The organism is Bacillus sp. JKS001846, from assembly GCF_900176455.1.
GTDB classification, from domain to species: Bacteria; Bacillota; Bacilli; order Bacillales; family Bacillaceae_G; genus Bacillus_A; species Bacillus_A cereus.
Genome location: NZ_FWYG01000001.1, coordinates 1647429 through 1666141, shown reverse-complemented (window position 1 = coordinate 1666141; position 18713 = coordinate 1647429). Strand labels below are relative to the sequence as shown.

Here is an 18713-nt window from a genome sequence, read left to right as displayed (position 1 = left end):
ATGAAATTATTTCAACCTTCTGAGATAGTAACATCATTGCCAACACAATTTTTCGCTTCACTTGTTGCAAAAGTTAACAAAGTCGTTGCAGCTGGTCACGATGTTATTAATCTAGGTCAAGGTAATCCAGATCAACCAACACCGCAGCATATCGTAAAAGCTTTACAAGATGCTGCCGAAAAGACCATTCATCATAAATATCCGCCATTTCGCGGACATGAAAGCTTAAAGGAAGCCGTGGCTACATTCTATAAACGTGAATACGGCGTCGAATTAAACCCAAAAACTGAAGTTGCTATTTTGTTTGGCGGGAAGGCTGGACTAGTAGAATTACCGATTTGTTTTACAAATCCTGGTGATACGATTCTCGTTCCGGATCCAGGTTATCCAGATTATTTATCCGGGGTTGCTTTAGCAAAAGCACACTTTGAAACAATGCCGCTTATTGCAGAAAATAACTTTTTACCAGATTATACGAACATTGATGACTCTATTGCAGAGCGTGCAAAATTAATGTTTTTAAACTATCCAAATAATCCTACCGGTGCTACTGCATCAAAAGATTTTTTTGATGAAACCATTCACTTTGCTAATAAACATAATATATTAGTTGTTCACGATTTTGCTTATGGCGCTATCGGATTTGATGGTCAAAAACCTGTTAGTTTCTTGCAAGCAGATGGTGCGAAAGATATAGGAATTGAAATTTACACATTATCAAAAACTTTCAATATGGCTGGCTGGCGCATCGCTTTTGCTGTAGGGAATGAAAGTGTGATTGAAACAATTAACCTATTACAAGATCATATGTATGTTAGTATATTCGGTGCAGTTCAAGATGCTGCTCGAGAAGCGCTATTAAGTTCACAGTCTTGTGTAATAGACCTTGTAAATAGTTACGAATCTCGAAGAAACGCTCTTATTTCAGCCTGTCACTCAATTGGTTGGAATGTAGACATTCCAACAGGATCATTCTTTGCATGGCTTCCCGTTCCAAAAGGATATACCTCTGAGCAATTTTCTGATATTTTACTAGAAAAAGCACATGTCGCAGTTGCTCCTGGTGTTGGATTTGGTAAGCATGGGGAAGGGTATGTCCGTGTTGGTCTCTTGCATACAGAAGATAGATTACGAGAAGCCATTAATCGAATTGGTAAATTAAATTTTTTCAAAAAGTAATTGACAACACGAAAAATATCTGACAAAATTCAGTTATCTTAAAATTTTAAACATTTCTAAATACTTCTTATCAAGAGCAGGTGGAGGGACGAGCCCGACGAAACCCGGCAACCGATCTACAATTGTAGACACGGTGCTAATTCTCGCAGCATTACGCTGACAGATAAGGAGCTGGTTGTAAAAAAACCTCTCCTTAGCTGAGAGGTTTTTTTATTTAACTAGGAGGTTATAACAATGAGCGGAATTATAGCGACGTATTTAATCCATGATGATTCACATAACTTAGAAAAAAAAGCTGAGCAAATTGCACTCGGTTTAACAATTGGCTCTTGGACTCATTTGCCACACTTATTGCAAGAACAATTAAAGCAGCATAAAGGCAACGTCATTCATGTTGAGGAATTAGCTGAACATGAACATACCAATTCGTATTTACGTAAAAAAGTAAAACGCGGAATTATTAAAATCGAATATCCGCTATTAAACTTCAGTCCAGATTTACCAGCGATTTTAACGACTACATTTGGAAAGCTATCACTTGATGGCGAAGTAAAACTAATTGACTTAACTTTTTCAGACGAGTTAAAAAAACATTTTCCTGGTCCAAAATTCGGGATAGATGGTATTCGAAATCTTTTACAAGTGCATGATCGTCCCCTTTTAATGAGTATTTTTAAAGGAATGATTGGACGAAACATTGGGTATTTAAAAACGCAATTACGCGATCAAGCAATTGGTGGTGTAGATATAGTAAAAGATGATGAAATATTATTTGAAAATGCATTAACACCACTTACGAAACGCATTGTATCTGGAAAAGAAGTTTTACAATCTGTCTACGAAACATACGGTCATAAAACGTTATATGCCGTAAATTTAACAGGACGAACTTTTGATTTAAAAGAAAATGCTAAACGTGCAGTGCAAGCTGGAGCTGATATTCTATTATTCAACGTATTTGCTTACGGACTAGATGTACTACAATCACTTGCAGAAGATGATGAAATCCCAGTTCCTATTATGGCACATCCTGCTGTAAGTGGTGCTTATTCAGCATCCAAGTTATATGGAGTTTCATCTCCATTATTACTTGGAAAGCTACTACGTTATGCTGGGGCTGACTTTTCATTATTCCCATCTCCATACGGAAGTGTTGCGCTAGAAAAAGAGGAGGCTCTTGCTATCTCAAAATATTTAACTGAAGACGATGCATTTTTCAAGAAGAGCTTTTCTGTTCCGTCTGCTGGTATTCATCCTGGTTTCGTTCCCTTTATTGTACGAGATTTCGGTAAAGATGTTGTTATTAATGCTGGCGGCGGGATACACGGACATCCAAATGGAGCGCAAGGCGGCGGTAAAGCTTTCCGTACTGCAATTGATGCTACTTTGCAAAATAAACCACTCCATGAAGTAGACGACATAAATTTGCATAGTGCACTACAAATATGGGGAAATCCCTCTTATGAGGTAAAATTATGAGTATTCAAGTATTTTGTGATTTCGATGGCACGATTACAAATAATGATAACATTATGTCCATTATGGAAAAATTCGCACCACCAGAAGCCGAAGAAGTAAAGAATAAAATTTTATCACAAGAACTATCCATTCAAGAAGGTGTTTCTCAATTATTTCAATTCATACCTACTAATCTGCACGATGATATTATTCAATTTTTAATAGAAACTGCTGAAATTCGTAGTGGTTTTCATGAGTTTATACAATTCGTAAAGGAAAATAACATTTCTTTTTACGTGATATCAGGTGGAATGGATTTCTTCGTCTATCCACTCTTACAAGGAATCATTCCAAAAGAGCAAATTTATTGTAATGAAACAGACTTTTCAGCAGAGTTTATTACAGTTAAATGGCCTCATTCTTGTGATGATCATTGTCAAAATCATTGCGGATTATGTAAATCATCATTAATCCGTAAATTAAGTGATACAAATGACTTTCATATTGTAATTGGAGATTCTATTACTGATTTACAAGCCGCGAAACAAGCTGATAAAGTATTCGCTCGCGATTTTCTTATTACAAAGTGTGAAGAAAATCATATTGCTTATACACCGTTTGAAACATTTCAAGATGTGCAAGCTGAATTAAAACTTTTGTTGGAGGTGAAGGCATGAAACAACTTTTTCGTCAATGGTATGACTTAAGCGAGTTAAAAAAAGAGTTAACAACACGAAATTGGTTTCCAGCAACAAGTGGTAATATTTCTATAAAGGTTAGCCATGAACCACTTACTTTTCTTATTACAGCAAGCGGTAAAGATAAAACAAAAACCACTCCAGATGATTTTCTATTAGTAGATCATGTAGGAGTTCCCGTTTTAGAGACTGAATTACGCCCTTCAGCAGAAACAATATTGCATACACACATTTATAACAATACGAATGCCGGGTGCGTACTTCATGTTCATACAACTGATAATAATGTCATCACAAATTTATATAGTGACGCAGTCACCCTTCAAAATCAAGAAATTATTAAAGCTCTCGATATTTGGGAAGAAGGTGCAACAATTCAAATTCCTATTATTGAAAACCATGCCCATATCCCAACGCTTGGAGAAAACTTCCGAAAGCATATACAAGGAGATTCGGGTGCAGTATTAATCCGTAACCACGGTATTACCGTATGGGGCCGAGATAGCTTTGATGCAAAGAAGAGATTAGAAGCTTATGAGTTTTTATTCCAATTTCATATAAAACTATTATCAATTCAAGGAGGCGTTTCTAATGGCGCAAATTCGTATTCATGAAGTAAATATTCGTATTGAAAATGAAGTGGAAGTATCTAAATTTCTACAAGAGGAAGGCGTTTTATATGAGAAATGGAATATTTCTAAACTTCCTACTCATTTAAATGAAAATTATTCTTTAACAGATGAAAACAAAGCTGAAATATTAGCTGTGTTTTCAAAAGAAATCGCTGATGTTTCAGCACGCCGTGGTTATAAAGCACATGATGTAATTTCACTTTCAAATAGCACCCCTAACCTTGACGAATTATTAATTAATTTCCAAAAGGAACATCATCATACAGATGACGAAGTTCGTTTTATCGTCAGTGGTCATGGCATTTTCGCTATTGAAGGTAAAGATGGGAAATTCTTTGATGTTGAACTTGAGCCAGGCGATTTAATATCTGTTCCTGAAAATGCAAGACATTATTTTACCTTGCAAGATGATCGCCAAGTTGTAGCTATTCGTATTTTTGTGACAACTGAAGGCTGGGTTCCAATCTATTAAGGTAGTTAGTTGAATAAAAGGACTTGGACCCCCTTTTCCAAACTTTTATTCACTCTACATATATACATCCTCCTATGGAACAGGCTTATTTCATTTTGAAATAAGCCTGATTTTTTATTTACTTGAAAGTACTATTTCATCACAAATTTAACACCTTGATTTTTCAAGTGCATTTTTCGAACATTTTTTGAACATTTATTGATTTTTTCTGAAAATTCTGTTTTATATGTGATATACTACAATTAACTAAGAAGGAAAATAATATCGCAAACAGAGGGGGATAATCATGAGCTTACTTATCGCACTTATACTTGGAGTTACATGTGGAGCATTTCCTGTTATTTTAGGAGCTATTATGGAAGAGTTAGAAATTGGTGTTTTAGGATTTGTCGCATCTTGTGTAAGCGCTTTATTATTTGGTTTATTCGGCGCTATTCCTGTTTCAATTCTGTGTGCTTTTTATATAATACGCCATGCTCGTACAAAACAATTTGGCCCTAATCACATCGCACAAATTATCCCGTTCCCGGTTGAACGATGCCGCCGGGCTTCTAACTTATAATTATAAAAATTAAAGATGACTAAATAAATAAAAGTCCTCATTTGAGGACTTTTATTTATTTTCTTCTAGAAATTGAAACAATTCTTGTAGATGTAGGGCATCTTCACCATAGCTAATAGATACATAAAATATGCCGTCAATCTCAGCTTGCATATAAAGATCCACTCCATCACGATCATATTTCAATGCTAAATAAAACTCCATTTCTTCTAACATCTTTTTTGAGGTTCGAATTACATAATGCCCCTTCTCATCTCTTCCATATTCAAATTCTGGTTCAAAATCATATTTTTGTTTAAAAGCTTCTTTTTGTCTTTCATTAATTTGCATACAAGTAGCTCGCTGTACAGTATCAATCATCTCATCAAACTTTTGAAGGTCCACCTCGTTTACCCCCTTATATATTTTTTATATAATACTTGTGTTCCACTATTTTCTTCGCCATCCTTAATTAGCTCTTCATACAATTCTTTCGCCAAACTTAAGCCTGGGACTGGTAATTGTAATTTTTCTGCTTCCTCTAAAGCAATTTTCATATCTTTCATAAAATGCTTTACATAAAATCCTGGCTCAAAGTCTCCTTTTAACATTCGAGGAGCTAAATTACTTAATGACCAGCTACCTGCTGCCCCTGTTGAAATACTCTCTAACACTTTATCTGGATTCAGTCCAGCCTTCTTCGCGTAAGCAACAGCTTCACATACTCCAATCATATTGGAAGCAATGGCAATTTGATTGCACATTTTTGTATGTTGTCCACTCCCAGCTGGTCCTTGTAATTGAATGTTTGTTCCTAACTTTTCAAGTAAAGGTAAGCATCTATCATATATTTCTTTCTCTCCACCTACCATAATTGCGAGTTTTGCTTCTTTCGCGCCAACATCTCCTCCTGAGACAGGTGCATCTAAAGTATATATATTTTTGCTTTTTGCAACTTCATTAATCCGTTTTGCTAAAGTAGGTGTAGATGTCGTAAAGTCAATTGCTATCGTACCTTCTTTTGCATGTTCTATAATTCCTTCTATACCAAAATACACTTCTTCTACATCATGTGGATATCCAACCATTGTCATTACAATATCAACTTGCTTCACTAACTCTTTTGGCGTATTACACCAATTTGCACCATCTTGCACTAAAGAATCTGTTTTTGCTTTCGTTCTATTATATACATATACTTTATGACCATCTTGCATTAAGTGATAAACCATACTTTTTCCCATTACGCCAATACCAATGAAACCTATTGATAAAGTTTTATGTTCCATTTTCTCATCCCCTTTGTTCTAATAAATCATTTACCATCTTTCGGAACTCTTTATTAAAGTCATCATCCATACTATTTTTCACATTTGAAAATAACATAACAAAAGTTCCTTTTTCTTTATTAAAATTATTGAAAGTGTTCCAACCAGATAATACACCATGATTATGAAAATAATCTGGATATATATAAAAACTAAATGCATATTTCCGTTCTGCTGAAGGTGAAAACATTGCTTGTATACTTTGTTCAGAAAGAAGTTTTCCATTTATAATTGCTTCGTCTAATTTCTTCATATCTCCAACTGTCGTATACATCTCACCACAACCATATAGCCAATCCATGCCTAACTTCTGCGCTGGTACAAGCTCTTTATCTTTTTTCACATAACCCTTTGCAAAATTTTTATCTCCAGGTACCATATTTCCCATACCGGATTCATGCATATCTACTTTTATAAATATGTTTTCTTTTATGTAATCTCCTAAAGGTTTTTTGGAGATATGTTCTATTATATAAGCAAGAACCATATAATTATAATCTGTATATCTCCAACCTGTTCCTGCAGGAAATTCTAAATTTTGACGTCCAATCCAATTAATTAACTGTAAACGGGAAGCAGCATTCACATTTCCTTTCGCATGTTCAGGTAAACCAGAGGTATGCGTTAATAAATGATATAGCGTAATATTTTTATTCTCCGGAAATGAAGGAATATATTTATTTACATTATCTTGAATATTCAATTTACCTTGTTCTTGCAACTGTAAAATAGATGTGGCAACAACTGTTTTCGTAATAGAACCGATACGATATTTTGTTTGAGGCGTATTTTCTATTTTATTTTGAACATCAGCATACCCATATCCTTTATTCAATATAACATGCTCTTTATCTGTTACCAAAACTGTTCCATTAAATTGCTTTCCAACTAAATATTGATCTAATTTTTGAGATATGCTAGCATAATCAATTTGTTGCTCTTCTTTTTCTTCTATATTCCCTTGTACTTCCGATTCAATAGTAGGATTCACTTTAGTTGTTAATACAGTGTTTTCCTTTATATTGGGGCTAACAAGAAAATAGTATACTCCGCCGCCAACTATAGCAGACAGTGAAGCCATCACCATTACTTTTTTTATCATATTGATCCTCCATAATTCCTTCGCTAAAATTGTCCCCCCTATTCTATTATCAAACAATAAAAAAAAATCGCAACAATTTGTTGCGAAAAATTACATTTTTTCTTTTCTATACACACATACTTGATTCTTTCCATTTTTTTTCGCTTCATATAATGCAATGTCCGCTCGTTGCATTAATTCTTCTCTTGTAGTTCCTTGTTCATATAACGCAACTCCAAAGCTAGCTGTTAACTTCGAAATTCCAGTAAATTGCTTTGTTTCAATGAAGAATCGTAATGACTCCGCAACTTGAAATGCTTCCTTTTCTACTGTATTTGTCACTAATATAATGAATTCTTCTCCTCCCCATCTTGCAAATACATGTTGCTGCTCCACTTTAGATTTCATAAGCTCTGCAAGTTGTATTAATGCTAAATCGCCAAAATCATGACCATATGTGTCATTAACTGTTTTAAAATTATCTATATCAAATAAAATGATTGCTATTTTCTCATCACTACGTATTACCTTTTCCCATTCTACCTCTAGTATTTGTTGAAACTTTAAACGATTATAAATCTCTGTCAATGAATCTATCATAGCAAGTCTTTCTTGTTCTTGATAGATTTCATCTAATTCTGTAATTTCCGTGCACTTTACAATAAATCTTGATAAATCTTCTGGCAATGGTGTCGCACGTAATAGAAAAGTAGATACTGCCCCTTCATAATTTAACATCTTAATTCTTCTACCACTAGATAAAGTATCGTCTAGCCATGTTATATCATGCGTCGTCGAGTAGTATCCATTTTCTCTAATAAAATGTTCAGCAAATACCAAATGTTGCTCACGATAGGCAAACAAATTTTCATATCCGAAAAAAGCTAAAAAATTTGTATTACAATCAACTATTTCATCATCTTCTACTATAAATAATAGATCATTTTGAAAATCAAACATCGTTTGAAGCAATTCCTGCTGCAAACTAACTTGCCTTACTAAAGAAAGTTGATACAAACTCTTATTCACTTCCTCTAACACTGCTTGCGGAGTTACAGGAGCTATTACAATATTACGTATTCCTAATGCAAGTACATCTGTGAATTCTTTTGTTATTTGTTGATCCCAAATGACAATGAATGTACTGTGCGGAGTATACATATTCTTTATATATTTTATTTGAGAATAATCTGTTACATACGTAATGATAATGTGTGGTTTCGTTCTTTGAAATAATAGTTCGCCCTCTTCAAAACTATTTGCTATAAACATACATTTTGGATGGATATTTTCTACCGTTTGTTGATGCTTACATCCATTTTCTATATAAAGGACATTTAACTGCAGATCTTGTAACACATTTTGGAAAACCGTATTCTCTAATAAAAAATGTAGTATGTTCATCACTAGTCTTCACTCACTTCATATATCTTGTTCTACTGAATTCCTCACAAACTTTTTTAAAAGACTGGTCTTCAATAAACTTTAATTTGTGAGAGATACATATTAACAAGCTAATTGAGAATGTTATCTTCGCTTTTCACTCTATAAATTCCTTTTTTAGTGTATGATTGTAGGAATTGTATCGTTTGTATGAATGCCCTAGCTAATTTTTAAAACTTGACAATTAAAATAAAGATATTATATTCTTAAATTCGATAACTTACAAAATGTAAGTAGTGTATATTATTTTTTTGAAAATAATTCGATATACAATTTGGAGGATATACAATGACAAACGACAACTTTTTTGATGTTCTATATGAACGCACATCTACACGTGCATTTAACCCAAATAAAGAAATCTCATCTACAGAATTACATGAGATTTTAAAAGCCGCAGCACAAGCACCTTCCGCTTGGAACTTACAACACTGGAAATTCCTTGTTTTTCAAGGTGAAGATGTACAAAAACGATTACACCCAATAGCTTATAACCAACAACAAATTCTTGATGCTTCTGCAGTAGTCGCTATTTTAGGTGATTTAGAAGCTTATAAAAATGTTGAGCCAGTATATGGTCCAATTGTAGAACAAGGATTTATGAAAGAAGAAGCAAAAGAACGCTTAGCTAAAAATATTGAATCTGCATATGCTCGTGAACAATTCCCAAGAGATGCTGCCTTTTCAAATGCATCTTTAGCAGCAATGCAACTTATGCTTGCAGCTAAAGCAACTGGTTGGGATACTTGTGCTATTGGTGGCTTCAACCCACAAGCACTGACAGACGAATTTAACGTTTCATCTCGTTACGTTCCAATTATGCTTATTACAATTGGTGAATCAACTTTAAAAGGCCACCCTGCACCTCGCATGAGCGTAGAGCAAGTGAGCGAATGGGCAAAATAATAAAAAACGAAGGCAACTACATTGCCTTCGTTTTTTTATTCCCTGTCATACTTTTGTAATATTACTACAAATCATTCGACATTTATACTTATGGAAAAGTATATTCTATTCCCTTATCATAAATAAACGTGACGTTTCGTGTCGAATTTTGTTAAGGCATTGAAATATACCCGTGTATTTTTGTTACAATTGTGATACAATGATAACAAATAGATAACAAGAGAGGGATTTTCATTGAGTTCATACGGAAGCTTTATCGCACTTTTATGTTACATAGTAACTGTACTGCTTCTATATTTTATTGGTGATGCCGCAAACATCTCCATTTTACAATTTCCAAAAGAAGAAGCATTCCAATTAGAATCAGAAAAACACACTGCACGATCCATTGTACCATTACTCCTAGCTCTTCCCGTATATATCATCGTTTTATATAAAAGTAAAAAAGTGTAAAGGCTACCCATTTCATTTATTTCGGTGGTTTTTACATTTTTTGTTATATCTCCCCTATTTTAAACATCATTCCATACTAAACACCCAGCTAGTCATTTAAAATGAGAAAATCCCCTAGAAAAAATTCCACTCTCTGTCCAGTCACTAACTACCGAACTTACATAGATTATAAGTGTGAAGGGGGTGATGAGGATTATGTTTGGATCATTTGGATGCTGTGATAACTTTAGAGACTGTCATCATCGTGAAAGAGAGTGTGACCATCGCGACCATCGTGAGAAAGAGAGAGAAGTAGTTAGACCACAACAACCAGCTGTATGTAACGTACTTGCTAGCATTTCAGTTGGAACAGAGCTTTCTCTTTTAAGCATTAGAGGTAATGGTACTTTCAACAATGTAATTTTTGAAGGTTTCTGTAACGGTGTTGCTCTTTTCTCTGCTTTAGCTCGTAATGGCAAAGATAACAAAGATAACAATAAAGACGATAAGAACAATCAAAATCGAAATACTTTTACTGGTATTTTACGCGTATGCCCAACTGATATCGTTGCAATCGCTATCTAATTCTGTCTCTTATCCTCAATAGTAAGCAAATAAGATTTACTTTTCTCATAGAAAAAACCTGAGACCGATTTCAAATCGGCTCAGGTTTTTTTATTAATTATATGCTTTTAACTAGTTCAACAACTTCTTCAGCAGTTGACATCATTAATGCTTTTTCTGCTAATGTTTCCATTTCTGCTTTTGACAACTTGCTTAGCTGTGTTCTTGCAGGAAGAATAGATGTTGCACTCATACTGAACTCATCTAAACCTAATCCTAATAATAATGGGATAGCAAGTGAATCGCCCGCCATCTCACCACACATACCAGCCCATTTGCCTTCTTTATGAGCAGCATCGATAACCATTTTTACAAGACGTAAAATAGATGGGTTGTATGGTTGGTATAAGTAAGATACTTGTTCGTTCATACGGTCTGCAGCCATTGTGTATTGGATTAAATCATTTGTTCCGATAGAGAAGAAGTCAACTTCTTTCGCGAATTGGTCTGCTAATACTGCTGAAGCTGGGATTTCAACCATCATACCAACTTCAATAGAATCAGAAACAGTTGTACCCGCTTCTACAAGTTTCGATTTCTCTTCTAATAAAATCGCTTTCGCTTGACGGAACTCATCAAGAGTTGCAATCATTGGGAACATAATTTTTAAGTTACCGTATACGCTAGCACGAAGTAATGCACGAAGTTGTGTACGGAACACATCTTGTTCATCAAGACATAAGCGAATTGCACGGTATCCTAAGAATGGATTCATTTCTTTTGGTAAATGTAAGTATGGAAGCTCTTTATCTCCACCGATGTCAAGTGTACGAACAACGACTGGTTGACCTTCTTTTACACCTTCAAGAACTGCTTTATACGCTTCGAACTGCTCTTCTTCTGTTGGAAGATTGTCACGGCCCATGTATAAGAATTCTGTACGGTATAAGCCAACGCCTTCTCCGCCATTATCGATAATACCTTGTACATCATTTGGTGTTCCGATATTTGCAACAAGCTCAACGTGATGTCCGTCACTTGTTACAGTAGCTTGGTCTTTTAATTTTGCCCATTCAGCTTTTTGCTCTTCAAATTTCGCTTTCTTTTCTTCAAACGAACGAAGAGTTTCTTCTGATGGGTTTACAATTACTTCTCCATCTAAACCGTCAATGATAACGATATCGCCGTTTTGGATTTTCTCCATAACAACTTTCGTACCAACAACAGCTGGAATTTCCATAGAACGAGCCATAATTGCAGAGTGAGATGTACGTCCACCGATATCAGTAGTGAAACCTTTTGCATACTTACGGTTTAACTGAGCTGTATCAGATGGTGTTAAATCTTCAGCAATGATGATTACCTCTTCAGAAATTGTACCAGGATTTGAGAAGTTAATTCCTAGTAAATGTGCAAGAACGCGTTTTGTTACGTCACGAATGTCAGCAGCACGTTCTTTCATATATTCGTTATCCATGTTTTCAAACATAGAAATAAACATTGATGCAACTTCATCCATTGCAAATTCAGCGTTTACTTTTTCGCTATTTACTTTATCTTTTACTGGGTTTACTAGTTCTGGATCATTTAATACTAATAAATGTGCTTCAAAGATCGCAGCTTTGTCAGCACCTAGCTCAGCAAATGCGTGGTCCTTAATAGCTTCTAATTCAGTTTTTGCTTTTTCAAGCGCAGCGTCTAAGCGTGCAATTTCTGCAGCTTCGTTTGTAATTGATTTCTTTTCGATGTTAAATTCAGGATTTTCAAGTCTGAAAGCCTTTGCAATAGCAATCCCACTTGATGCAGCGATCCCTTGAATGTTAAGAGTCATTATTCTCCTAATCCTTCGTTTTTCATAGTTTCTTCGATAGCTGCTAGTGCTTGAGCTGCATCATCACCATTTGCAGTGATTTTAATTTCTGCGTTTTGTTGAATGCCTAAAGACATAACGCCCATGATTGATTTTAAGTTAACGTTCTTTCCGTTATACTCTAAGTTAATGTCAGAACCGAATTTGCTTGCAGTGTTTACAAGTAGAGTTGCTGGACGAGCATGAATTCCTGAGTCGCTAGTTACTTTAAAGATTTTTTCCATGATAATTTATCTCCTTTAAATTACAGTATTTTTTAGTTGTATAGACGTGAGTACTACATCATCTATTGTATATAATAGGCGATGTTCGGTCAACCACATCGCCTATTATAATTATAAACATTTTGCGTCAAATTCCTACTGAATGTCAATAATAGCGGTTTCGCCCTTCTTAACATTTCCATCTTTTTTCAATTCGACTTGTTGCCCTTGTTGTAAGTTTGTAAAGACAATTGGTGTAATGATAGATGGTGCATTTTCTTTTACAAATGCAAGATCTACTTTTAATAATGGTTGGCCTTGTTTCACCTTGTCGCCTTGTGCTACAAGCGCTTCAAAACCTTCACCATTTAATTTTACAGTATCAATACCGAAGTGGATTAAAATTTCTTTTCCGCCTTCAGATTGAATACCAATCGCATGTTTTGTAGGGAATACATTGACAATCTCACCGTTAACTGGAGAAACTACTGTTCCTTCAGTTGGCTCAATTGCAAATCCGTCTCCCATCATTTTTCCTGAGAATACTTGGTCAGGTACTTCTGTAATTGGTAAGATTTTTCCTTCGATTGGTGATACAATTGTTTCATTTTCATCAACTTTTTGAGGAGTTTCTTCCACTTTTACAGGTTCTTCTTTTTCAACATGAGGTGTACGACCTGACATAATATCATGAATTTGTGATTTTAATGTGTCAGATTTTGGCCCGAAAATTGCTTGAATGTTATTTCCAACTTCAAGTACACCAGCTGCTCCAAGTTCTTTTAAGCGGTCTTTGTTTACATTCTTTTGTTCGTTAACTTGAACACGTAAACGAGTAATACAAGCATCTAAAGAAGCAATGTTTTCTTTACCACCAAGTGCTACTAATACTTCACGAGGAAGTTCGCCTGCTTCTGCTTTTCCTGCGCCGTCATTTGCATTTGCCACTTCACGACCAGGTGTTTTTAGATTCCATTTGCGAATTGCAAAGCGGAATCCGAAGTAGTAAATAACTGCTAGTACAAGACCAACAATAATTACCCACCACCATGCTGTACGGCCTGGTAGTACACCGAATAATAGGAAGTCAATTAAACCACCAGAGAATGTCATACCAATTTTAACACCTAAAATTTGCATTGTCATAAATGATAGACCAGCAAATACAGCGTGAATTCCGAATAATACTGGCGCTACGAATAAGAATGAAAATTCAAGTGGCTCTGTAATACCTGTTAAGAAAGATGTTAATGCTGCAGAACCTAAAATACCTGCTGCTAATTTTTTATTTTCTGGACGTGCTTCATGGTACATTGCTAAAGCTGCTGCTGGAAGACCGAACATCATGAACGGATACTTACCAGTTGTAAATGTACCTGCTGTTAATTCTACACCGTCTTTTAACTGTGCCATAAAGATTTTTTGGTCACCACGGATTAATTCGCCAGCTGCATTCGTATACTGACCGAATTCGAACCAGAACGGTGAATAGAAAATGTGATGTAATCCAAATGGAATTAATGAACGTTCAATTAAACCGAATATAAATGCTGCAATTGTTCTATTTGCATCAATCATTTGATGTGAGAACGTGTTTAAGCCACCTTGAATGTATGGCCAAACGAAGCACATGATAATACCTACTATTAAAGAGAATGTTGCAGTTGCGATCGGTACGAAACGCTTACCTGCAAAGAAACCTAAGTATGATGGTAATTCAATGTTGAAGTATTTATTATAGCAATATGCCGCTACTATACCGACGATAATACCACCAAATACCCCTGTTTGTAGCGTTGGAATACCTAATACGTTTGCATACGCTGGATCTGCAAATCCAATTTTTACTGGGTCTGCTCCAGAACTTGTTACTTTCACTAGCTTATCTACTTCTAAGAACACACTCATCGTTTTGTTCATAATTAAGTAGCCGACGAATGCTGCTAAACCAGCTACTCCGTCTCCACCAGCTAAACCAATTGCTACCCCAACTGCGAATAATAATGCAAGGTTAGCGAAAATAATATCACCAGATTGTTCCATAATTTTTGCAACCATTACGAACCAATCTGCTTTTAAAGCAGGAATAATATTTGTTAACTGTGGATTTTGAAATGCATTACCAAATCCAAGTAAAATACCTGCCGCCGGTAAAATCGCTACTGGAAGCATTAACGCTTTTCCGACTTTTTGAAGAACACCAAAGATCTTCTTAAACATGGAAACCCTTCCTCTCTTATCTATATTGATACCTTCCGACAAACGCCAAAAAGACATGAGGAAAAAAAGATAGAACGATAGCTATACAAAGGGTAGTATATCCCTTTCTCTAGCTTACATTCCTTACTTTTCTCCACTCATGCCTGATCGAATCAGTAACACGTGTCAAAAATAGGTTTACGTATAAGTTCACTATAATTAAGGCAAACGTTTTCGTTACTCACCTTAATGTGTTTGTCGAAATTTGTATAACTTTGCAATAGTTATTATACATAACTATTGTAAGCGATTCAATCATTTTTTTTAACGTTTTCATTTTAGACAAAAATATATGACTTTTTACACATGCTCTGCCTTCACTAAGCGTTGCAAGTGCATTGTTAAATAAATACTTTCAGCTTCATATACAGGTAGTTGCAACTCATTTTGCATGACCTTAACTAGCTTCCAAGCCAAGTTATAGCAAACTGGATACTCCGCCTTTAATAAATCAGCAAAACTTTGCGATTCTTCTACTTTTTCTCCTTTTTTCACCCTCTCAATAGCATATTGAAGATGACGAATAAGGCGTAAATAATGAATGCTCTCTTGGTCTAATGTAATTTGTAAATTTGTCTCAATTAAAGATACAAGTTGTGCAATGAGACGGGAGTTTTGATTAACTGAAGATAAATCAGAATTTGTAAGCGAACTGTAAATGTGAAGTGCAATAAAACCAATTTCTCCTTCTGGCAATGTAATTTGCAAACGAGAATTTAAAAGTTGTACAACACCTTCCGCAATTTCATATTCCTCTGGATAGAGCATTTTTGTTTCAACTAAAAAAGGGTTATCAATTGTAAGTCCTTGTTTTAACCTTTTAATCGCAAATGAAATATGATCCGTTAACGCAATATGAATATGTTCATTTAGTGGAGATTTCGCTTTTCCTTGAATGTACAGCATAATATCGTTCATCAATTCAATTAATTTTTCACTAATATGCGGCACTAATAATTTGTATTGTTCACGATCACGTTCATTTTTTAAGACAAACATTTTTTCGATTTGTTCTTGCTCCAATACATCTTTCGCTTTTTTCCCAAATCCAATTCCTTTACCAATCACTACTACTTCCTCGTGTTCCGGATGGCTAGCAATGATGACATTATTATTTAAAACTTTTTTAATTTCTAGATAATTACTCATATAACACCACCCTCGTACTTAAATAGCCTACTTTTATGTTACAGAATATTCTTCTTTGTCGTCAATGTAAAACATCTGCCATTTAATAAAAGTTCATTTTTTAGACATGTTTATATATGATGCGTATAATGTAAGAGCAACTGTACATAGAAAGGAGATAACAGCATGATTAAAATGTTTGTAAGTGATATCGATGGTACAATGATGCAACACGGAGGTCTTATTGATGAACAAGATGTTGCGGCACTACGCAGCCTTGCCGAACAAAATGTTATTCTTTGCTTCGCTTCCGGAAGACTTGATAATGAAATTGCAGACTTAATGAAAGCTGTAAATACAAATTTTCATCGTATTAGTGTAAATGGTGTTTTTGTATATACACATGAAAATAAACAACTATTATCTGCAACTTTTGATTCCAGCATACTTCCCGATTTGTTAGCTATAACGAATGAAGATCCTTATTTCCGTTATGTAAGTGATGAGCATAATTATTACATTGAAGAGAAAACACCTTTTATTCAAGAACTTGAACAACAAGTAACTATGACTTCTGTTGAAGAACCAAACTTACTACAGAAGATTGATGATACAATTTTCCCAAATAAAATTTCTGTCGGTGGAACAAAGGAGAGCTTACAACTCCTTCAGAAAAAAATTGATGAAAAGTTCCACGGGAAAGTTAGTACTTTCATCTCAGCAGAACAATGTTTAGATGTAATGCCACCGAATGTTAGTAAAGGCTCTGCCATTTCTGTTTTATTAAATGAGTTTCAAATAAAACCTGAGGAAATTGCTTGTATAGGGGATTCTTACAATGACATTCCTATGTTTTCTTTAACTCCTCACAGTTTTGCTATGTCACAAGCAGATGATGCAGTAAAAAATCACGCTCACTATGTAGTAAATCACGTCAAAGATGCTGTTAACCACGTAATTGCTCATAATAAAAATACGACTCATTCCTTATAAGGATGAGTCGTATTTTTATTTCTTTACATGTTAACCATTTTCAATTCCACTGTACTTCACAAACTGAAATATACTATTTGTTTCGTGCGATATTCGTAATAAATTTATAACGATCTCCACGATAAATACATTTCACGTACTCTAGCGGTACCTCACCTTCTGAATATGACCATTGACGCATTACAAGTACAGGCGCCTTTTTAGGAATATGCAGATGTTCAGCTTCATTTTCCGTAGCAACGGAAGCTTCAATTGATTGAGTAGCGCTAACAAGTTTAAAGCCCAGTTTTTTCTCTAAATGTTCATATAAAGATTGTTGCAATATCTCTTCGTTAATATCTTTTACAAGAGCTGGCGACAAATATGTCGTCTCAAAAGCAATCGGTTCATCATCAGCTAAGCGAATACGCCTCACTTCATAAACCGATTCCCCCTCCTGTATTCTCAACCGGTCTGCTATTTTAGCAGTAGCTGGAACTAGGCGGAAACTAAGTAATTGACTACTTGGGTTCATCCCACGAGAAATCATGTCTTCTGTGAATCCCGTCATTCCTTGCAATTTTTGTTCCACTTTCGGAAGTTGGACAAATGTTCCAATTCCACGCTTCCGATATAAATAGCCTTGTTCCACTAAATTATTAATCGCCTGTCTGATTGTCATTCGACTTACTTCGAACTTATCACAAAGTTCATTCTCAGATGGGATTTTATCTCCCGGCTTCCATTCGCCGTCCTCAATTAGCTGTTTCACCCACTCTTGAATCTGATAATAGATCGGAAATGGTGAATACTTGTCGATGTTCATCAGCAATCGCCTCACTGCATAAAGATAGAGCTTCTTGATCAGCGATTACGGTTACATTCGGATGACGTTGTAAAACTGTAGCCGGACACTCTTCACTATATTCACCTTGCAATAATTCTTTAACAGCTTCTGCCTTTTTAGAACCCATAGCAACTAGTAGAATTTGTTTCGCTTTCATAATGCTTCCAATTCCCATTGTAATCGCATGAGTTGGCACATCTTCTTCTTTCTCGAAGAAGCGAAGGTTTGCTTGGCGTGTAGATTCTGTTAATTCAACAATGTTTGTTGGAGAATTAAACGGTGTTCCTGGCTCATTAAATCCGATGTGACCGTTTTCACCGATTCCAAGAATCTGTAGGTCAACTGGGTTAGCAGCTAGAATGCCCTCGTAACGTTTGCACTCTTCCTCTAAATCACTTGCCATCCCGTTTGGTACATAAGTTTGTTTAAATGGAAGATGATCAAACAACTGTTCTTGCATGAAATAGTGATAGCTGTTTTTATCTTCATGTGGTAAATTTACGTACTCATCTAAGTTTACAGTGGTTACACGGCTTGTATCAAGTTTATTTTTTCGCATTTCTGCATAAATACCTAATGGAGAGCTTCCTGTAGCCATTCCTAATGTTGGATTTTCTTTTGTTTTTACAACTTCTTCAATTAATTTATAACCTGCTTCTGCTAGTTCTTCTGGAGTTTTTACAACAAGAATATTCATTTA

At 35.2% G+C, this 18713-nt stretch carries 20 protein-coding genes and 1 riboswitch; of the genes, 10 read left to right on the top strand and 10 right to left on the bottom strand.

Annotated features, from left to right (window positions below):
* The 6 genes from B9A45_RS09215 (at window position 1) to B9A45_RS09190 (ending at window position 5001) form a co-directional block, all read left to right on the top strand.
* Window positions 1-1179 carry a pyridoxal phosphate-dependent aminotransferase gene (locus tag B9A45_RS09215; RefSeq protein WP_084063997.1) on the top strand — a complete coding sequence of 393 codons (1179 nt, stop codon included), beginning with the start codon at window positions 1-3 and terminating at the stop codon, window positions 1177-1179.
* Window positions 1180-1243: 64 nt separating this feature from the next.
* A riboswitch (SAM riboswitch) is annotated at window positions 1244-1349 on the top strand.
* 64 nt (window positions 1350-1413) lie between these two features.
* Window positions 1414-2658 carry a 2,3-diketo-5-methylthiopentyl-1-phosphate enolase gene (mtnW, locus tag B9A45_RS09210; RefSeq protein ID WP_000014180.1) on the top strand — a complete coding sequence of 415 codons (1245 nt, stop codon included), beginning with the start codon at window positions 1414-1416 and terminating at the stop codon, window positions 2656-2658.
* On the top strand, window positions 2655-3314 hold the full coding sequence (locus B9A45_RS09205) for a 2-hydroxy-3-keto-5-methylthiopentenyl-1-phosphate phosphatase (protein ID WP_016111258.1): 660 nt from the start codon (window positions 2655-2657) through the stop codon (window positions 3312-3314). The genes mtnW and B9A45_RS09205 overlap by 4 nt, the downstream gene beginning before the upstream one ends.
* Entirely contained in the window at window positions 3311-3949 is a 639-nt protein-coding gene (locus B9A45_RS09200; RefSeq protein ID WP_000811347.1) for a methylthioribulose 1-phosphate dehydratase, read from the top strand. Before B9A45_RS09205 ends, B9A45_RS09200 begins: the two co-directional genes overlap by 4 nt.
* Window positions 3927-4439: a 1,2-dihydroxy-3-keto-5-methylthiopentene dioxygenase gene (locus tag B9A45_RS09195; RefSeq protein ID WP_016111260.1), complete on the top strand. Its 513-nt coding sequence runs from the start codon at window positions 3927-3929 to the stop codon at window positions 4437-4439. The genes B9A45_RS09200 and B9A45_RS09195 overlap by 23 nt, the downstream gene beginning before the upstream one ends.
* Window positions 4440-4725: 286 nt before the next feature.
* Window positions 4726-5001, top strand: a complete 276-nt coding sequence (locus B9A45_RS09190; RefSeq protein WP_000054659.1) for a hypothetical protein — start codon at window positions 4726-4728, stop codon at window positions 4999-5001.
* Window positions 5002-5052: 51 nt separating this feature from the next.
* Here B9A45_RS09190 and B9A45_RS09185 read toward each other — a convergent pair whose 3' ends face one another.
* From B9A45_RS09185 to B9A45_RS09170, 4 genes are all read right to left on the bottom strand, one after another.
* Complete coding sequence (locus B9A45_RS09185) at window positions 5053-5385, bottom strand: DUF3909 family protein (RefSeq protein ID WP_000365624.1); 333 nt, start codon at window positions 5383-5385, stop codon at window positions 5053-5055.
* 5 nt (window positions 5386-5390) lie between these two features.
* Window positions 5391-6269 carry an NAD(P)-dependent oxidoreductase gene (locus B9A45_RS09180; protein ID WP_000400431.1) on the bottom strand — a complete coding sequence of 293 codons (879 nt, stop codon included), beginning with the start codon at window positions 6267-6269 and terminating at the stop codon, window positions 5391-5393.
* 4 nt (window positions 6270-6273) lie between these two features.
* Window positions 6274-7410 (bottom strand): serine hydrolase, encoded by a 1137-nt coding sequence (locus tag B9A45_RS09175; RefSeq protein WP_142263047.1) that lies wholly within the window; start codon window positions 7408-7410, stop codon window positions 6274-6276.
* Between the two features lie 90 nt (window positions 7411-7500).
* Entirely contained in the window at window positions 7501-8793 is a 1293-nt protein-coding gene (locus B9A45_RS09170; RefSeq protein WP_001023189.1) for a GGDEF domain-containing protein, read from the bottom strand.
* Between the two features lie 327 nt (window positions 8794-9120).
* Here B9A45_RS09170 and B9A45_RS09165 point away from each other — a divergent pair, with 327 nt between their 5' ends.
* From B9A45_RS09165 to B9A45_RS09155, 3 genes are all read left to right on the top strand, one after another.
* Window positions 9121-9738, top strand: a complete 618-nt coding sequence (locus tag B9A45_RS09165; RefSeq protein ID WP_000180372.1) for a nitroreductase family protein — start codon at window positions 9121-9123, stop codon at window positions 9736-9738.
* Window positions 9739-9972: 234 nt separating this feature from the next.
* A complete protein-coding gene (locus B9A45_RS09160) occupies window positions 9973-10191 on the top strand; it encodes a hypothetical protein (protein WP_000100485.1) in 219 nt (72 codons plus the stop codon).
* Between the two features lie 195 nt (window positions 10192-10386).
* Window positions 10387-10755 carry a DUF3915 domain-containing protein gene (locus B9A45_RS09155; protein WP_000468035.1) on the top strand — a complete coding sequence of 123 codons (369 nt, stop codon included), beginning with the start codon at window positions 10387-10389 and terminating at the stop codon, window positions 10753-10755.
* 97 nt (window positions 10756-10852) lie between these two features.
* Here the strand turns inward: B9A45_RS09155 and ptsP are convergent, their stop codons facing one another.
* The 4 genes from ptsP to glcT form a co-directional block, all read right to left on the bottom strand.
* On the bottom strand, window positions 10853-12565 hold the full coding sequence (ptsP, locus tag B9A45_RS09150; protein WP_084063996.1) for a phosphoenolpyruvate--protein phosphotransferase: 1713 nt from the start codon (window positions 12563-12565) through the stop codon (window positions 10853-10855).
* Entirely contained in the window at window positions 12565-12828 is a 264-nt protein-coding gene (gene ptsH, locus B9A45_RS09145; RefSeq protein WP_000411080.1) for a phosphocarrier protein HPr, read from the bottom strand. Before ptsH ends, ptsP begins: the two co-directional genes overlap by 1 nt.
* A gap of 135 nt (window positions 12829-12963) precedes the next feature.
* Window positions 12964-15027, bottom strand: coding sequence for a PTS glucose transporter subunit IIABC (gene ptsG / locus B9A45_RS09140; protein WP_000473172.1), 2064 nt, complete (start codon window positions 15025-15027; stop codon window positions 12964-12966).
* A 339-nt stretch (window positions 15028-15366) separates the two neighbouring features.
* Window positions 15367-16215 carry a glucose PTS transporter transcription antiterminator GlcT gene (gene glcT / locus B9A45_RS09135; RefSeq protein WP_084063995.1) on the bottom strand — a complete coding sequence of 283 codons (849 nt, stop codon included), beginning with the start codon at window positions 16213-16215 and terminating at the stop codon, window positions 15367-15369.
* Window positions 16216-16380: 165 nt separating this feature from the next.
* On the opposite strand from glcT, the gene B9A45_RS09130 reads away from it, so the two are divergent.
* A complete protein-coding gene (locus B9A45_RS09130) occupies window positions 16381-17187 on the top strand; it encodes a Cof-type HAD-IIB family hydrolase (RefSeq protein ID WP_084063994.1) in 807 nt (268 codons plus the stop codon).
* 73 nt (window positions 17188-17260) lie between these two features.
* On the opposite strand, the gene phnF is transcribed toward B9A45_RS09130, so the two are convergent.
* Entirely contained in the window at window positions 17261-17992 is a 732-nt protein-coding gene (gene phnF / locus B9A45_RS09125) for a phosphonate metabolism transcriptional regulator PhnF (RefSeq protein WP_021727649.1), read from the bottom strand.
* Window positions 17922-18710 carry a glucosamine-6-phosphate deaminase gene (gene nagB / locus B9A45_RS09120; protein ID WP_058840143.1) on the bottom strand — a complete coding sequence of 263 codons (789 nt, stop codon included), beginning with the start codon at window positions 18708-18710 and terminating at the stop codon, window positions 17922-17924. The genes phnF and nagB overlap by 71 nt, the downstream gene beginning before the upstream one ends.
* Window positions 18711-18713: the final 3 nt, after the last annotated feature.

Coding starts and splice junctions, on each gene's coding strand:
- B9A45_RS09215 (WP_084063997.1), top strand. CDS start 1: ATGAAATTATTTCAACCTTCTGAGATAGTAACATCATTGCCAACACAA.
- mtnW (WP_000014180.1), top strand. CDS start 1,414: ATGAGCGGAATTATAGCGACGTATTTAATCCATGATGATTCACATAAC.
- B9A45_RS09205 (WP_016111258.1), top strand. CDS start 2,655: ATGAGTATTCAAGTATTTTGTGATTTCGATGGCACGATTACAAATAAT.
- B9A45_RS09200 (WP_000811347.1), top strand. CDS start 3,311: ATGAAACAACTTTTTCGTCAATGGTATGACTTAAGCGAGTTAAAAAAA.
- B9A45_RS09195 (WP_016111260.1), top strand. CDS start 3,927: ATGGCGCAAATTCGTATTCATGAAGTAAATATTCGTATTGAAAATGAA.
- B9A45_RS09190 (WP_000054659.1), top strand. CDS start 4,726: ATGAGCTTACTTATCGCACTTATACTTGGAGTTACATGTGGAGCATTT.
- B9A45_RS09180 (WP_000400431.1), bottom strand. CDS start 6,269: ATGGAACATAAAACTTTATCAATAGGTTTCATTGGTATTGGCGTAATG.
- B9A45_RS09175 (WP_142263047.1), bottom strand. CDS start 7,410: ATGATAAAAAAAGTAATGGTGATGGCTTCACTGTCTGCTATAGTTGGC.
- B9A45_RS09170 (WP_001023189.1), bottom strand. CDS start 8,793: ATGAACATACTACATTTTTTATTAGAGAATACGGTTTTCCAAAATGTG.
- B9A45_RS09165 (WP_000180372.1), top strand. CDS start 9,121: ATGACAAACGACAACTTTTTTGATGTTCTATATGAACGCACATCTACA.
- B9A45_RS09155 (WP_000468035.1), top strand. CDS start 10,387: ATGTTTGGATCATTTGGATGCTGTGATAACTTTAGAGACTGTCATCAT.
- ptsP (WP_084063996.1), bottom strand. CDS start 12,565: ATGACTCTTAACATTCAAGGGATCGCTGCATCAAGTGGGATTGCTATT.
- ptsH (WP_000411080.1), bottom strand. CDS start 12,828: ATGGAAAAAATCTTTAAAGTAACTAGCGACTCAGGAATTCATGCTCGT.
- ptsG (WP_000473172.1), bottom strand. CDS start 15,027: ATGTTTAAGAAGATCTTTGGTGTTCTTCAAAAAGTCGGAAAAGCGTTA.
- glcT (WP_084063995.1), bottom strand. CDS start 16,215: ATGAGTAATTATCTAGAAATTAAAAAAGTTTTAAATAATAATGTCATC.
- B9A45_RS09130 (WP_084063994.1), top strand. CDS start 16,381: ATGATTAAAATGTTTGTAAGTGATATCGATGGTACAATGATGCAACAC.
- phnF (WP_021727649.1), bottom strand. CDS start 17,992: ATGAACATCGACAAGTATTCACCATTTCCGATCTATTATCAGATTCAA.
- nagB (WP_058840143.1), bottom strand. CDS start 18,710: ATGAATATTCTTGTTGTAAAAACTCCAGAAGAACTAGCAGAAGCAGGT.